The organism is Microbacterium sp. A84 (assembly GCF_051842815.1).
Taxonomy (GTDB): domain Bacteria; phylum Actinomycetota; class Actinomycetes; order Actinomycetales; family Microbacteriaceae; genus Microbacterium.
Window position 1 is genome coordinate 2,135,766 of sequence record NZ_JBPXMS010000001.1, and the last position, 16,525, is coordinate 2,152,290.

The following is a 16,525-nucleotide window of genomic DNA, read 5'->3' on the forward strand; positions in this document are numbered from 1 at the left end:
TATTCGCGCGCATCGATGAACGCCAGGTATCGGTACGATGACGAGTGGGCGGTTTCTCCTTGCCCGTCCAGATCCTCGGAGGCCACAACGTGACGTTGCAGCAGCAGAAAGCGGCATCCAGTCCACTCAATGTCGCCCCCGGCTCGATCGTCACAGTCCGCGACGCAGACTGGCTCGTCACCAACGCCAGCCCGACCCAGGACGGCCTACTCGTCGAGGTCACCGGCCTCTCCGAACTCGTCCGCGACACGCGCGCCGCTTTCTACGAAGGCCTCGACGACATCGTCCCTGTCGACCCTCGAGCGGCGAAGCTCCGCGCGGACGACTCGCAGGGCTACCGTCGCGCCCGCCTCTGGCTGGAGTCGACGCTGCGACGCACCCCGCTTCCCCTCGGCGAGGGCCACCTGTCGGTGTCAACACGGATGCTGACCGACACCCTCGGTTACCAGCGCAGCGCGGTCCGCAAGGCGCTCAGCACCGAGAATCTTCGCCCGCGCATCCTCCTCGCCGACACGGTCGGCCTCGGTAAGACCATCGAGATCGGGATGATCCTCTCCGAGCTCGTCCGGAGAGGACGCGGCGAGCGCATCCTCATCGTCACGCCGAAGCACGTCCTCGAACAGATGCAGTTCGAGATGTGGACTCGATTCGCGCTGCCGTTCGTGCGCCTCGACTCCGTCGGCATCCAGCGTGTGCGCCAGAAACTGCCGGCGACCCGCAACCCCTTCAGCCTCTACAAGCGCGCCATCATCTCCATTGACACCCTCAAGCAGGAGCGCTACCTCAACCATCTCCGCAAGCACCAGTGGGATGCCGTCGTCATCGACGAGTCGCACAACCTGTCCGGCACGACGCAGAATAACGCCCTCGCCCGAGTGCTCGCCCCGAACACCGAGGCGCTGATCCTCGCCTCCGCGACCCCGCACAACGGTCGTAAGGAATCGTTCGCCGAACTCATCCGACTGTTGGAGCCCACCGCTGTCTCACCGGCCGGCGATGTGAGCCCCGAAGCCCTCAACCGGCTCGTCATCCGTCGCCACCGCCATTCCGCCGAAGTTGCCCGCGAGGTCGGCGATGACTGGGTCGAACGCGAGGAGCTCCAGCATTTCCTCGTACCCGCGTCGTCCACGGAGGATGCCGTCGCCGATGAGCTCGCTGACGTTTGGCTTTACCCGAAGGGTTCGAGCCCATACTCGGGTGAAAACAAAGGCCTGTTCCCCTGGACGCTTGCGAAATCGTTCCTGTCGAGTCCGCCCGCACTACTTGAGTCCGTGCGCAACCGCATTCGTGTACTCGGTGCCACCCGAACCCCCGCGCAGGACACTGAGCTCGCTGCGCTATCGCGCCTGAAGTCGCTGGCAGAAGAAAGTGTGGCCGGGGAATCGGCGAAGCTCACGAAGCTCGTCGAATATTTGAAGAAGATCGGCATCGCCAAGAACTCCGGCGAGCGCGTGGTCATCTTCTCCGAACGCGTGCCCACGCTCCTCTGGCTCGAAGAAAGCCTTCGCGAGAAGCTCAAGCTGAAGGACGAGCAGGTCGCGGTTCTCCACGGTGGGCTGTCAGATGTCGAGCAGCAGGCCGTCGTCGAGTCGTTCAAACAGTCGTCATCCCCGATCCGAGTGCTCGTCACCGGTGACATCGCCTCAGAGGGCGTGAACCTGCACGCTCAGTGCCATGAGCTCGTCCACTTCGACATTCCGTGGAGTCTCATTCGCATCGAGCAGCGCAACGGCCGCATCGACCGCTACGGGCAGCGCCACGCCCCGCAGATCACCACGCTTCTCCTGAGCCCCTCGAACGACAGATTCTCCGGCGACGTCCGCGTGCTCAAGCGCCTAGTCGAGCGCGAAGACGAGGCCCATGGGGCTCTCGGTGACGCAGCCGCTCTGATGGGTGCCTACAGCGTCGCCGCCGAGGAGAAGGCGATCGAGCAGGCCCTAGTCAAAGGGACAGCGATCGATGACGTCGTTCCCGGTGTCGACGGGATCGCCACGGATGCCGCCGATCCTTGGCTGGCTCTGCTCACCGGATCAAACGCCGAGTCAACGACCCAGATCGATGCGGCGCCGATCATCGAAGACGAGGTCGCCACTGGCCTCTTCGCCTCCGACACCGACTACCTCGCCTCAGCGCTGCAGGAGGCGTTCGAGACTCCGGCCGCTTCACTCGCAGGTGGCGGCGTCGCGTGGAAGGATCACGCCGGATATGGTCTCGTGGAACTCAGCCCGACCGACGATCTGAAGCAGCGGCTGAGGGTGCTTCCGCAGACATACCTCGCCGAGAGATCCGTGCTGGATGACGTGAAGCTCGCCACCACCGAGACGCGGGCACAGGCATCTCTCAAGGAGGCGCGCGATGACTCATCGAACACGAAGGGACTCTGGCCGGAGACACACTATCTCGGCCCGCTGCACCCCGTGCTCGACTGGGCAGGCGACCGCGTGCTCGCCAAGCTTGGCCGCAATGAAGTGTTCGTCGTGCGCGGATCTGTTCCTGCACCCACAGTGTTGCTGCTTGGAACGCTGAGCAACGCTCGCGGGCAGGTGATTGCGACGAGTTTCGTCGGGGTGACCGGGCCGATGGTGCGCCCATACGAGAGCGCGCACTCGGCACTGACCGATCTCGGGCTGACTGGCACGCTGACCAACCCCGGTGCCGTCGCCGACGTCGAGTCGCTGCAGTCGCTGATCCCGTCGGCGGTCGATCGCGCGACCGAACATCTGCTGCTCACGACCGAGGCCGCCGCCGCCGCCGCCCGTCGCCGTGTCGACGAATGGTCGAATCGGGTCGCCGAGTGGGTCGACTCAGCCGGAGACCTCGCCCAGCGCGCCGATTTGAAAGGCCGCTCGAATGCGGTCCGCGAGGAAGAGCGCACGGCACGGACGATGCTGCCCGCTCAAACTCTCGCACGCCCCGTGCTCGTCATCGTCCCTGAGGAGGCTTGACATGGCATCGGATGCCTTCATCGTCGGCGAAGACTGGATTAGCGAGCACTATTTCAGCACCGACTCGACGAAACAGTCGTTCCAGGGTCGAGTGACGGCCTGCCGAAAGGATTGGGACGGGCGTGAGGATGCCGGTGAGCGCACTCCCCGCGGCGGTCTCTCCGCTGCCCGGGGCGACCTAGTCACCGCGCTGTCCGCCCTCGCGCCGTCCGGTGACGATACGTCCGCCGTTGATCTCGCGGCGCACCGGGAACGTATCCTCGAGCCACTCTTTCGAGCCCTCGGCTACGCCGACTCGCGCTGGACCCGGAAGGTGTCCGGCCCGGTCATCCTTCTCGCACCGAAAGACTCTGCGGACTCGCCTGCCGCCGCAGTGATACTGGCACGCCCGGTCAGCGACGTGTCTGACCTACTGACCAAAACAGCGACGACACTTCTCGAGACGTTCACGCCGGAGGGCGAATCCGACCAGATCGTATCTGTCGCGAAAGCACTGTCGTGGATATTCTCCGGCGACGACGCACCCACCTTCGCGGTCGTCCTCACGGGTGCGCAGGCGCTCGTCGCCGAGCGGGAGCGTTGGGCCGAAGGTCGCTACCTCGCAGTCGACGTGCAGCTGGCGCTCGATCGGGGCGAAACGAAGAAGCGCGGCGGCGAGTTCGACCGAGCCGTCGCCATCCTCTCTGCAGAATCCGTACTGCCTGGGGTGGATGGCACAACCTGGTGGGCCGAGACACTCGACGACTCGGTGAAGCACACGGTCGGCGTCTCCAAAGATCTGCGCGAGGGTGTGCGCGAGTCCATCGAGATCATCGCCAACGAAGTCGTGCGTCGACGCGCAACTCAGGGTCTCGACCCTCTACCCGCTGCGGAGGCCAACACCCTGGCGCGTCAGTCGCTGCGCTACCTGTATCGCATCCTGTTCCTCCTCTTCGCGGAAGCGTCACCTGAGTTGAAGGTGCTGCCCGTCGGAGCCCCCGAGTACTCGCTCGGGTACGGGCTCGACCGGCTCCGAGAGCTAGTACTCGTCGAGCTCGGCGAAGAGTCCCGTCGCCGCAGCCACCTGTACCAGTCGCTGCGCACACTGTTCCAGTTGGTCGATGCCGGCCACGACGCCAGCCCATCCGCCTCGCTCTCTGAGCCTGTCGAAAGGCACGACGCCGGTGCGTCGTCGGCCATGGACGAAGGACTCGTCTTCAACCCGCTCAACGCTGACCTCTTTCGCGTCACTGCGGTGTCCCTGATCGACGAGACTGGCCTCGGCGACGGCGCCCTGCAGCGAGTGCTTTCTCTCCTCCTCCTCACCCGAGAAGAGCGGACGAAGCGCGGGTCTGATCGTGGCTTTATTTCTTATGCTGACCTGGGAATTAACCAGCTCGGTGCCGTTTACGAGGGGCTGATGTCGTACAGCGGATTCTTCGCTGAGACCGACCTGTACGAGGTCGCTAAGGACGGCGATTCGTCCAAGGGTTCGTGGGTGGTTCCGGTGGACCGCGCGGACGGGATCGCGCCACAACACTTCGTGATGACGGAAGATCCGCACACCGGTCAGAAAGTGCAGCGTCGCTATCAGAACGGCGAGTTCGTGTATCGCCTGTCCGGCCGCGAGCGCCAGACCTCGGCGTCGTATTACTCCCCTGAGGTGCTGACCAGATTCGTCGTAGGGCAGGCCCTTGAAGAGCTGCTCGATCAAGACGGTCACAAGACTTCAGCCGAAGAGATCCTCGGATTATCGGTGTGTGAGCCAGCATTGGGCTCCGGCGCGTTCGCGATCGAGGCTGTTCGGCAACTCGCCGACGAGTACCTCCGACGACGCGAGGACGAGATCGGCGAGCGCATCGATCCTGACCAACGACCCCGCGAACTGCAGAAGGCGAAAGCCGCGATCGCCCTGCATCAGGTGTACGGCGTCGACCTCAACGCGACCGCCGTGGAGCTCGCCGAGATCTCACTGTGGCTCGACACAATGGTCGATGGCTTGCAGGCACCGTGGTTCGGGCTCCGGCTCCGCCGCGGAAACTCCCTCGTCGGTGCGCGTCGCGCGGTGTACTCCGAGAAACAGGTCAAAGACAAAGCCTGGCTGAAGGACGTGCCGGTTGATGTTTCAGTGTCGACGCTCGTCGAGGAGATGCGCGAGGGCCGGGTCGCCTCCGCCACGAGCGGCAAGATCCACCACTTCCTGCTCCCTGCGGAGGGATGGGGCGCCGCAGTCGATGCGAAGGAGGCAAAGGCGCTTGCTCCCGAGGCAACCGCGGCTTTGCGGACCTGGCGGGGATCAATGCGCAAGAAGCCCTCGTCAAAGCAGATCAAGGAACTGCAGAACCTGTCACACCGTGTCGAGACGCTGTGGCAGTTCACGCTGCGCAGGTTGGAGATAGCGGAGTCACAGGTGCGACGTCAGGTCGATCTGTGGAATGACCCGCGTGAGGAAGTAACTTCGACTGGCGCTGTGACGCGTGAGGAGGTCGAACGCTTCCTCCAGGATCCCGACGGCGCCTATCAGCGGCTGCGCCGGGTGATGGATGCCTGGTGCGCGATGTGGTTCTGGCCACTCACCGAGTCGCTGACAGCAGGAGCCACGCCTCCGTCGTTGGATGACTGGATTGCAGGCATTCGTGCCTTACTGGGTGTTCACGTCGAGACGAAGCCTCAGCAGGCACGACATGGCGCCCAGATGCTCGGGCTACCGACTAACTGGCATGACCTGGCCGGCGCCGAAGCCATCGACGCCAGCTACGCAAGCGCCGGAAAGCTCGAGGATGTGCTCACCGAACACCCGTGGCTAGCCGCGACTGGACGCATCGCTGATGCGAACGGCTTCTTTCATTGGGAACTCGATTACGCCAGCGTCTTCGCACAGGGTGGCTTTGATCTACAGGTCGGAAACCCACCGTGGGTGCGTCCTCGTTCTGATGTGGACGCTCTACTTGCCGAGGGTGACCCCTGGTGGCAGCTCAAGGCAAAATCGACCGCGAGCGAGGACTCACACCACCGGACTGACGCACTCGCGGTCCCCGGCGTGCGAGAGCTCGTCGTCGATGGCACCACCGATGTCTCGTCAATTGCCGCATTCGCTGGCAGCGCCCAGATGTACCCATATCTCGCAGGCCTCCAGCCAGACCTCTACCGCTGCTTCATGTCGCAGACTTGGGCACACGCAAAACTTTCAGGTTCCGTCAGTCTTATACACCCCGAGACGCACTTCACTGATGAGAAGGCCGGCACGCTCCGACGTGAGACCTACCACCGACTGCGACGTCATTGGCAATTCATCAATGAACTCAGCCTGTTCGAGGTGCACCACCTCGTCAGCTATGGCGTCCACGTGTATCGTTCACCAAGCCGCCCGGACTTCGTGCAGGCGACGTCGTTGTATCATCCGAGTACCGTGGAAGCATCGTTCAAACATGATGGTTCCGGTGTTGAACCCGGTCTCAAAGATGACGAGGGGCGCTGGGACCTCCGCGCACATTCATCACGAATTCAGTATGTCGACGAGTCGATGCTGAAGACTTGGCATGCGGTGCTCGAGGATCCTGCTGTTCCAATCGAGCAAACCCGCATGGTGTACACGGTCAACCGCGCAACATCCGCAGTTCTGGCGAAGCTGGCTAGCGCGCCGCGCATCGGCAGCCTTGGGCTTCAGTTCTCCCGCGGTTGGGACGAGTCCATCGATCGCAAGAAGGGACGTTTTGATTCGGAGTGGGGTGTTCCGGAATCGTGGGATTCGGTCATCCTGCAAGGGCCGCATCTCCATGTCGGAAACCCGTTTTACAAGTCACCGAACCCGACGATGCTCCACAACCAGGACTGGACAGCGGTCGATCTTGAAGCGCTGCACCCCAATGCGATACCCGCAACCCAGTACAAGCCCCGCGGCGACCGCGCGACTTATGCTGCTGCGTACGGGCAGTGGGATGCTGATACTGGTAAGACATCTGTACGGCAGCAGTTCCGGATCACATACCGCGCGATGGCCGCAAACACAGGAGAGCGCACGTTGATCCCGGCGTTGATACCGCCGGGCACCGCCCATGTGAACGGGCTGTTCAGTTTCGGACTCCCGGGTGGACGCACGGAGGATCTACTCCTGGCACTTGGTTCGGTGTCGTCGTTGGTAGCGGACTTTGCCGTCCGGGCGGCCCCGAAAAGCGGTATCTATCAGGGTGTGTTAGAGCGCCTACCGCTGGCTCGCAACGCAAGGTACGCGACGCACATAATTGAGCGAGTCCTTCGTCTTAACGCGTTGACGGCGGCGTTCGCCCCCATCTGGGAGGACGTGACTGAAACAGCTTGGTCCGTGGACGTTCCGCTCCGTCGAGCGCGGGATCGTCGCAACGCGATGATCGAGGTTGATGCTCTCGTCGCGCTCTCGCTCGGTATCGATATAGAAGAGCTTGTAACGATTTACCGCACACAGTTTCCGGTCCTGTACGGCTACGACCAGGAAGAGTATCTCTATGACGCGAACGGGCGAATCGTTCCGACGGCCTTGAGGCAAACCTGGAAGCGGCTCGGTGAACTTGTCGACGGAGACAGTTTTCCTCCTGACGCGCGTTCCCTGGTGCATCCAGGCTCCGGAAGGCTCTACCAGTACGAACTCCCGTTCGGGGTCCTGGATCGTGAAGAAGACCTTCGCCGCGCCTACGCGGACCTCGCATAGTGTCGTGCGAACTCGTTGTATGCCGCACGAAGGTCGGTCTCTCGGTCAAGGTGAATAAAGGGCAGCTGGTAGGTGTAGGCCACACCAGAGCCAGCGTGATAAACCGTACGGAGATCTTGATTGAGATGCGCGCTCTCCATTGGTTCGCCAGCTCGTTTCCAGATCTGCCGGATCTCGGTGGGCACTAGGCGACCGTGGGCATCGTACAAATACTCGTCATGGTCGTAGCCGTACAGAACGGGGAATTGCGTGCGATAAATCGTCGTGAGCTCTGCCGCACTGATTCCCAGGCCGAGCGCTATTAGCACGTCGATTTCCAGTTGAGCCTGACGGCGATCAACAGCTCGACGCAGAGGCACTGTTGAGCTCCAATTCGCCGCAACGTCGCCAAGCATAGGTCGATCGGCTCGATCAGTTCCACCTGCCCACGAATCAGCAGAAAACATCGAATCGTACGTTGCAGACCACAGTTCGCCGTACGCATCTGACATGCAGTTCAGGCGCAGGGTCCGAAGCAGTAGCGGCGCCGTGAGCTCGGACTCTAAGTATGGAAGGCGCTCAATCGTAGAGATTCGGATGTTCGCCATGGGGGCGGAACGCACGAGTGAATCGGAGAGAAGGCTCGAAAGGTGGGCAGCCACAGCCACGGTCAGGCGATCTCGTCGGTCGCCACTGCCGACAGTTACGAGGCCATCGATGTGCGCAGTGCCTGGCGGGATGAGCGCCGTAATAAGCGTGCGTTCACCAGTGTTAGCTGCCATCTTTCGCCACGCGATTCGATAACGGTCCCGCGACGCAACACTTGCGCCAGCCTTGTCCTCCCAGTGTGTATATCCTCCCGCGTAGATTGCGCGGTCGCCGCGGGGCTTGTACTGGGTTGCGGGTATCGCATTGGGGTGCAGCGCTTCAAGATCGACCGCTGTCCAGTCCTGGTTGTGGAGCATCGTCGGGTTCGGTGACTTGTAAAACGGGTTTCCGACATGGAGATGCGGCCCTTGCAGGATGACCGAATCCCACGATTCCGGAACACCCCACTCCGAATCAAAGTAGCCCTTGGTTCGATCGTTTTTCTCGTGCCAACCAGCGGAGAACTTGAGGCCAAGTGAACCGATGCGCGGTGATGCGGCGAGTTTGTCGAGCACTGCCGCTGTTGCACGGTTGACCGTGTACACCATGCGGGTTTGCTCGATCGGGACAGCAGCGTCTTCGAGCACAGCGTGCCAAGTCCCCAAGGTCGACTCGTCGACATGCTGAATTCGTGATGAATGTGCGCGGAGGTCCCAGCGCCCCTCGTCATCTTTGAGACCGGGTTCAACACCGGAACCATCATGTTTGAACGATGCTTCCACGGTACTCGGATGATACAACGACGTCGCCTGCAGAAACTCCGGCTTCCGCGCGCCACCGTAGACATGAATCCCGTATTTGACATGGTCCGACACTTCAAACAGCTTCAGCGCATTATGGAAATACCAATGCCTACGCAGACGCCGATATGTTGCGGCGCGCAAGAGCCCTCCACCCTCATCGGTGAAGTGTGAGTCCGGATGAATCAGACCAACGGAACCTGAAACTTTAGCTTTGCGGGTTCTCCACTGGCGGCTCAGGTAATCACTACGTGCACCCAGCCCCGATGTCCGTCAATGTATGGCCATGAACTCAAACCACTCCGTCCCGACCACCTGGCAACACGACATCGATGCGTGGAGTGTCGCGATGACGGGTATGCGCCTGTCATCAGAAACGATCGGGCTGCGCACCGCGCACATCAGGCGGCTCGCTCGCTCTAGTCTTGCGCCCACACCTTGGACGCTCACCTCATCGGAGCTTCTGGACTGGACCGGGCGACACGATTGGAAGCGCGAGACGGCGCGTGCGATGAGATCATCCATCCGTCGCTTCTGGGCGTGGGGTGCGCAGGCGGGACACACTGACGTGGATGTCGCGCTCGCGCTTCCCGGTATCCGCCCCGAGCAGCCGCGTCCACGCCCTGCAGCACCCGATACAGTTCGAACGGCCGTCACGAACGCCGAGCCCCGAGTCGCTCTCATGCTTCGTCTGGCGAATGAGCTCGGTATGCGCCGAGGTGAAGTCTCGCGCGTGCACCCCGAGAACGATCTGGTCCGAGATCTCGTCGGTTGGTCACTCGTGGCGCATGGCAAAGGCATGCACAAGCGTGTCCTCCCGCTGCCCGAATCGCTGGCAGACGTACTTCTCCGCGCACCGGTAGGCTACCTATTCCCCGGACCCAACGGCGAGCATCTCTCGCCCCACTGGGTGGGCACGCTTGTCCGTCGAGCGCTCGGCAACGGGACGACAATGCACCAGCTACGTCATCTGTGCGCCACGGAGCTACACAACGAAACTCATGACCTACGACTTGTGCAGACCGTGCTCGGCCATGCGTCAGTGGCGACGACCCAGCGATACATCGCTGTCGATGACAGCCAGATGCGAGAAGCCATGCTCGTTCGGTCGCACCGCTGGGCCAGCGAGGCGAAGGCAACCTAGTAGATTCGCCATGTGAGCGAATTGCTGCCGTCGCGCGAAGCCGCGCAGATCCGTGAGAGTCTTCGTGACTACCTGACCACGACGTTCGCGCTGTCCGATGAAGACGTGCAGAACGCCCTCACGGAATTCCTCACGGATCCCGATTCCGGCATCTTCCGAGGGCCCTATGTGCGAGCCCGCATACCGTTCCGGGCAGCCGAGGATGGTTGGCGCGACACGCTCGGCTGGTACGAGGGTCACACACCCTACGGACACCAGGCCGAGGCGTTCCGTCGCCTCAGCAGCGCGAACCTCGGCGAACAGCCCGACGGGTCGGTGAAGGAGCATCCACTGCCCACGCTCGTCGTAACGGGCACCGGTTCGGGAAAGACCGAGGCCTTCCTCTACCCGATCCTCGACCATGTGCTTCGAGCGAAGGCTGCCGGCGAGACCGGGGTGAAGGCACTCATCCTCTATCCGATGAATGCCCTCGCGAATGACCAGGCGCGACGTATCGCAGAGATGATCCGCAGCCACGACGCATTGAAGGGCATCCGTGCCGCGCTGTTCACCGGAGAACAGAGCGGGAAGCAGCGCACGCGCGTCACTGCCGACGGTCTCATCAATCACCGTGAGACGATCCGTGACGACCCGCCAGATATCCTGCTCACCAACTACAAGATGCTCGACCAGATCCTGCTGCGTGGTGCAGACCAGGGCGTCGTCGAGGCGATGGCACAGGGCCTGCAGTACCTCGTCCTCGATGAGTTCCACACCTACGACGGCGCCCAGGGCACCGATGTCGCGATGCTGCTGCGCCGTCTCGGCCTCGCACTCAAGCGACTGCGTCCGACAGATCGACCTCTGGCGGCAGAGCTCGCAGAGCTTCCGCTCGGTGACGTCACCCCGGTCGCGACGAGTGCGACGCTCGGCGACGACGGCGATGCAGCCGGCATGCTCTCCTTCGCCGAGACCGTGTTCGGTCGCCCGTTCACCGAAGACAGCGTGGTGAAGGAGACCCGCCAGTCGACGCGGCAGTGGATCCAGAACGCGCTGGCTGCCGGCGCTCCCCAGGTCGGGAGAAGCACATCGCCCAACAACACTCTCGCCCGGTCTGTTGCAGAAGCTGACATCGCAGACGACGCGACTTCGGCCGAGATAGCCTCTCGAGTACTCGACGAGCTTTACCCAGCGGTCGACGCGGAAGACACGGCCGATGGCGAAGGCACCCCGAAGATCGACTGGGCAGGCCTTCCAGATGCAGATCTGCTCGCAAGTGTCGCCGAGCACCCGATCACGCACAGGATCGTGCAGGCGGCAACGAAGTCAATCTCCCTCGATGATCTCGCCGACGAGCTTCTACCTGGCGGCCTCGGCGCCGATGAGACGTTCGAGTCACGCCGCGAGCTGCGCCGGGTGTTCCTCACCCGGATCTTCGCGATGCTCAGCCACGTGCGAGCCCGCGTGGGCCGCAATGCGCTCTCGATCGATCTACACCTCTGGGTCCGCGAACTCACCCGCGTCGATCGCGCCGCTTCGTCCGCCGTGCGATTCTCCTGGAACGACGACGGACCGAGCGATGCCCTCGTTGGAGAGGACGACGCACCACTGTTCCCCGCCGTCTACTGCCGTCACTGCGGCCGCAGTGGCTGGGGTATTGAGCTGGCCCCGGTCGGCAACGAGCTCACCTCCGATGACGAAGGCATCCGCCGCAATCACGCATCTCGGGAGAACCGCAGCCGATTCCGCGCGCTGCTGCACGCTCCCGCAGAAGCCGATACCGATGCGGGTGGCCAGGAGGTCAGTGGACTCGCGTGGTTCGACCCGCAGGCGCGTCGCCTCTCATCCACGGAACCGTCCGGCGACGAGTCAGCCGAGTACATGCTCCCCGTGCTCGCGCTCACCGGCGACGACGTGGACGATGACTCCCGCGATGATGTGTGCCCGGCGTGCCAGCGTCGTGACGGCATCCGCTTCCTCGGGTCTGCCATGGCCACGATGCTCAGCGTCATCATTACGACCCTGTTCGGCGATGCTCAGCTCGACCACGCAGAGAAGAAGGCTCTCGTCTTCACCGACAGTGTGCAGGACGCTGCGCACCGTGCGGGGTTCGTGCAGAGCCGCGCGCACGTCTTCGCACTACGCAACGCGATTCGCCAGGCTGTGGACGACCAACCTGCCTCTCTCGACGAGATCGTCAACCTGCTCGTGCAAAAGGCGGGCGACGATCGAGACGCACGCTATCGCCTCATAGCCCCGGAGCTCGTCGATCGCGAGGAGTTCTCGCCGTTCTGGTCGGCTAAGACGATCCGTGCTGTGCCCACGGCTGTTCTGAACCGTGTGAAACGGCGGCTGCTGTTCGACGTTGAGCTGGAATTCGGACTCCACTCGCGGGTCGGTCGCACACTGGAGCTCACCGGCAGTCTCGCCGCCGCGGTCGATGTCACGGACGCGAAGCTGGAGGCGCTCGGACGCCGTATCCTGACCGAAGCAGAGCCTGACGGGCTGCTCGACGGCTTCAACCCCGCGGAGGCTTCACCCGCCATCGTCGTGCGATGGGTGCGCGGCGTACTGGAACGCATGCGGGAACGCGGCGCGATCGAGCACGAGTGGCTGAGCAAGTACATCTCTGAAGACGGTCGTCGATGGCGCGTTTGGGGCGGTCGCCCCCGCGGTTCCGGCATGCCAGCATTTCCACCCGGGCGCGAGGCCCCGGCATTCCCCCGTGTTGGGCCGCAGGCTCCGACCGGCGACGACGGCCATCGCACTCACCTCGACGTCGTCTCCTCATCACAGAGCTGGTTCGCCGTCTGGGCGCGGAAGGTTCTTCAGGTTCCCGCGTCGGACGGCGCTTCCCTCACTCGCGCGCTGTTGGCCGAGCTGGAAAAGGATGGCCTGCTCCGGTCTCGTCCCATCGGTACTGGTACCGCGGTCGCATACATGTTGCCCGCATCAGCGATCACTGTGACGCCCGTCAGCCTCGCGGACCTCAAGTCCGGTGCGGTGCGGCTGGTGTGCGATGTGTGTCAGAACCCGATTACGGGAACACGTGAAGTGGTCGACTCTCTCTCCGACGGACCCTGCTTCTCTGCTCGCTGCCCCGGCACGCTGCATCCCGCTCCTGCAGAGGAGAACTATTATCGAACCCTTTATGACGCGGGTCAGATGCGTCGGGTCGTTGCCCGCGAACACACCAGCCTGTTGGATGGCCCCACCCGCCTGGCCTATGAGAACGGGTTCAAATCGGCCGAGGCTGACCCTTCCGCCCCGAACGTGCTCGTCGCGACGCCGACGCTCGAGATGGGTATCGACATCGGCGACCTGTCGACGGTGATCCTCGCAGGCATCCCCCGATCGGTCGCGTCCTATCTCCAGAGAGTCGGCCGTGCGGGACGTCTCACGGGCAACGCGCTGTCGGTTGCTGCGGTGACCGGCCGCGGCGACCAGCTACCACGCATGGGCGACCCACTCTCGGTCATCAACGGTGCAGTGCGACCGCCAGCGACATTCCTCGACGCCCAGGAGATTCTGCAGCGTCAGTTCATCGCTTCACTGCTCGATCGCCGGGCCGGTGCCGCAGATAACAGCATCACGAGTGCACAGGATGTTCTGGCATCCAGCGAGCACGGCACGTTCCTCGGGGACCTCATCGGCGATGCGGAGACGCACCACGAGAATCGAGCCGATGAGTTCCTAGCGACGTTCCCGCAACTCGCGGACGGAGCCCGGGAACGGCTGCGCAACTTCGCTCGTCCGGCTGAGGATGAGGGCTCATCTCAGCTCGCCACGGTCGTGCGCGACGCTGTGCAGCGCTGGAACAAGCAGGTGGATGTGCTGGTCCACCGTCGCAAGGAGGTCGGCGACGCCATCCCCGATCTGGAGGCTGCCGAGAAGCTCGGTCTGGAACTCGATGCGAAGGACGCCCTGCGCGCCGCACAGATCACCCATCGCATGCTGGGGAAGCAGCTTCACGACCTGCGCACTGACTACTGGGTCGGAGCGCTCGAACGCTTCGGCCTGCTCCCCAACTACACGCTCCTCGATGACTCGGTGACTCTCGACGCTGCCGTCTCGTGGGTCGATCCAGACACCGATCAGTGGCAAGACGACACGTTCAGCTATCAGCGCGGCGCCGCTGTCGCGATCCACGAACTCGCACCCGGAGCATTCTTCTACGCGCAGGGCATGGAGATTCCGGTGGATGCCATCGACCTCGGCCCTGGCGGGGAGGCCGTGGAGGATTGGTCATTCTGTGCGGCGTGCGGACATGCCCGCCTTCTCAGCTTGGCGACTGCGTCGAACGAGTGCCCCCGCTGCAGCACGAAGGGGATGAACGACGTCGCACAGCGGCTGCGAGTCGTCGAACTAGAGACCGTGTCGGCTCTTGCTCGCCGCGACGAAGCGGCGATCAGCGATCGCAGCGACGAGCGTCGGCGGACTCGCTTCACCGTGCAGGTTGCCGCCGACCTTGATTCCGCGGGGATCGCTCGGCGATGGTTCGACGAGGAGACCCGCTTCGGGGTGACCTACGTGCGCGACCTCACGATTCGGTGGATCAACCTTGGCAAGCAGGCATCCGGTGGTGAGACGAAGTTCATCGCGGGTGCCGAACGCACGGCTCCGCTCTTCCGCGTGTGCGACACGTGCGGGAAGGTCGACTCACAGGCGGGTGGCAATGACCGCCGAGACCACCGATCCTGGTGCGCGCGGCGTCTCGACAACGTCGAGCACACAGTCTCGGTCGCACTGAGTCGAACGCTCGTGACACAGGGAGCATTCCTACGCCTCCCGATGTCGATCACACTGGGCGACAGCCTCGCGACCCCGAGCCTTTCGGCGGCGCTGCTGCGCGGGCTCCGCGAGGTGATGGGTGGCGACCCCGACCACCTTCGTGTCATCCAGACGGTCGAACCGGTGACGGGCGACGCGAACGCTGCCGATGCACTGTTGGTCCACGATGCGGTGCCCGGTGGCACTGGGTATCTCGCCGAGCTCGCTGATCCCGATCGGATGCACAATCTGCTCGTCACGGCGTGGCAGATCGTCCGCGATTGCCCGTGCCGCGGAGAACAGCGCTCCGCTTGCCACCGGTGCCTTTTGCCGTATGCGGGCGGGCAGACGTCGTCCGTCTCCCGCGCGAGCGCTGAGCAGGCGCTGGCGAAACTACTTCGCGTGGATGAGGCCGGTGAGCCACAACCTTTCGCTTACACCGAGGAAGACCCCGGCGTCGTGCTTGACGAGTCGGTCATCGAGCAGCTGTTCCGCAAGCGCTTCACCGAACGTGTCTCGAAATTGGGCGGCACGGCGAAGGAGAAGCCAGGTGACTGGGGCAACATCGTGCAGGTGTCGTTCCCGGGAGACTCGCGTATCTGGAAACTCAGCCCGCAGGTGCAGCTGGGGTTCACGCAGCCGGACTTCGTACTTGAACAACACGGCGGCGGCGCAGCGCCGATCGCGATCTACACTGACGGACTCGAGTTCCACGCCTCGACGAAGCACAACCGACTCGCTGATGACGCCTCGAAGCGGGCGAAGGCCCGCGATGGTGGGCACCGAGTTGTCGCCGTGACATGGGCCGACCTGCAGGAGGATTCGACCGTCGATTCGAGCTGGCTGGACGATGCGTGGGCGGCTACCACCGCTCAGCAGTACGAGATTCCCCTGGTCCAGCTCTCAAAAATGTACGCCGACCCGCTCACCATGCTGATGGCGTGGATGCAGGATCCGGTCGGTGAGGCGCGTCAGCGCGACAAGCTGGCTCGGGCACTCCCGATGATGACCCGACAGCCTGCAGGTATGCCGGTGGAGATTCCGGACGGCCCCGTGGCTGCGGCCGCCGCTGCTCTGAACGGAACGCACGGAACGCCTGGAAACGGCTCAGCGTGGGTGGTGGAAGATGGCGCGCTCGTGCACGCCACACGAATGGGCGCTCAGGGAGCGAGCGAGTTCGCACTTGTCATTGACGACCGTGACACAGCACTGCAATCCACGGGGTTCAAAGATGCCTGGCGTCGGTGGCTGCACCTGTCCAACATGATCGGCTGGCGTCACGACCTGAGCGGGATCGAGATCGTCTCGCTCTCGCAGATCGCCGACGGTTCCAAGGCGACGTCGCCTGTCGGTACAGTCGACTTCCCGCTGGTGGAGCTCAGTATCGAATGGCGTGAGCTCGCCGACCACGCGACCGCTCTCGAACGCGAACTCATCAACGAGCTTGCCGTCGCCGGCGTCGCATCCATTCCCGTCATGGGAGTCGAACTCGGTGACGGCATCCCGTTCGCCTTCGTCTGGAAAGATGAACGGGTCGCGACGACCTGGGGTCTCACCGAAGCAGACCGTGAAGACCTGTCCGCCGAAGGGTGGACAGTCATCAATCCCGATGCATCCGCTGTCGTCGAAGCGCTCGCCAGCGCTGGAAGGAACTGAC

At 63.4% G+C, this 16,525-nt stretch carries 5 protein-coding genes; 4 read left to right on the plus strand and 1 reads right to left on the minus strand.

Going from position 1 to position 16,525, the window contains the following annotated elements; translation table 11 throughout:
- Positions 1 to 59: 59 nt before the first annotated feature.
- On the plus strand, positions 60 to 2,945 hold the full coding sequence (locus ACSU04_RS10245) for a helicase-related protein (protein ID WP_439289351.1): 2,886 nt from the start codon (positions 60 to 62) through the stop codon (positions 2,943 to 2,945).
- A 1-nt stretch (position 2,946) separates the two neighbouring features.
- Entirely contained in the window at positions 2,947 to 7,608 is a 4,662-nt protein-coding gene (locus ACSU04_RS10250; protein ID WP_439289352.1) for an Eco57I restriction-modification methylase domain-containing protein, read from the plus strand.
- On the opposite strand, the gene ACSU04_RS10255 is transcribed toward ACSU04_RS10250, so the two are convergent.
- Positions 7,590 to 9,119 carry a hypothetical protein gene (locus tag ACSU04_RS10255; protein ID WP_439289353.1) on the minus strand — a complete coding sequence of 510 codons (1,530 nt, stop codon included), beginning with the start codon at positions 9,117 to 9,119 and terminating at the stop codon, positions 7,590 to 7,592. The two genes, ACSU04_RS10250 and ACSU04_RS10255, sit on opposite strands and share 19 nt — an antisense overlap.
- A gap of 142 nt (positions 9,120 to 9,261) precedes the next feature.
- Between ACSU04_RS10255 and ACSU04_RS10260 the strand changes: the two genes are divergently transcribed.
- Together ACSU04_RS10260 and ACSU04_RS10265 are read left to right on the plus strand one after the other, a co-directional pair.
- Positions 9,262 to 10,119: a tyrosine-type recombinase/integrase gene (locus ACSU04_RS10260; RefSeq protein ID WP_439289354.1), complete on the plus strand. Its 858-nt coding sequence runs from the start codon at positions 9,262 to 9,264 to the stop codon at positions 10,117 to 10,119.
- A gap of 12 nt (positions 10,120 to 10,131) precedes the next feature.
- Positions 10,132 to 16,524, plus strand: coding sequence for a DEAD/DEAH box helicase (locus tag ACSU04_RS10265; RefSeq protein ID WP_439289355.1), 6,393 nt, complete (start codon positions 10,132 to 10,134; stop codon positions 16,522 to 16,524).
- Position 16,525: the final 1 nt, after the last annotated feature.

Coding starts and splice junctions, on each gene's coding strand:
- ACSU04_RS10250 (WP_439289352.1), top strand. CDS start 2,947: ATGGCATCGGATGCCTTCATCGTCGGCGAAGACTGGATTAGCGAGCAC.
- ACSU04_RS10260 (WP_439289354.1), top strand. CDS start 9,262: ATGAACTCAAACCACTCCGTCCCGACCACCTGGCAACACGACATCGAT.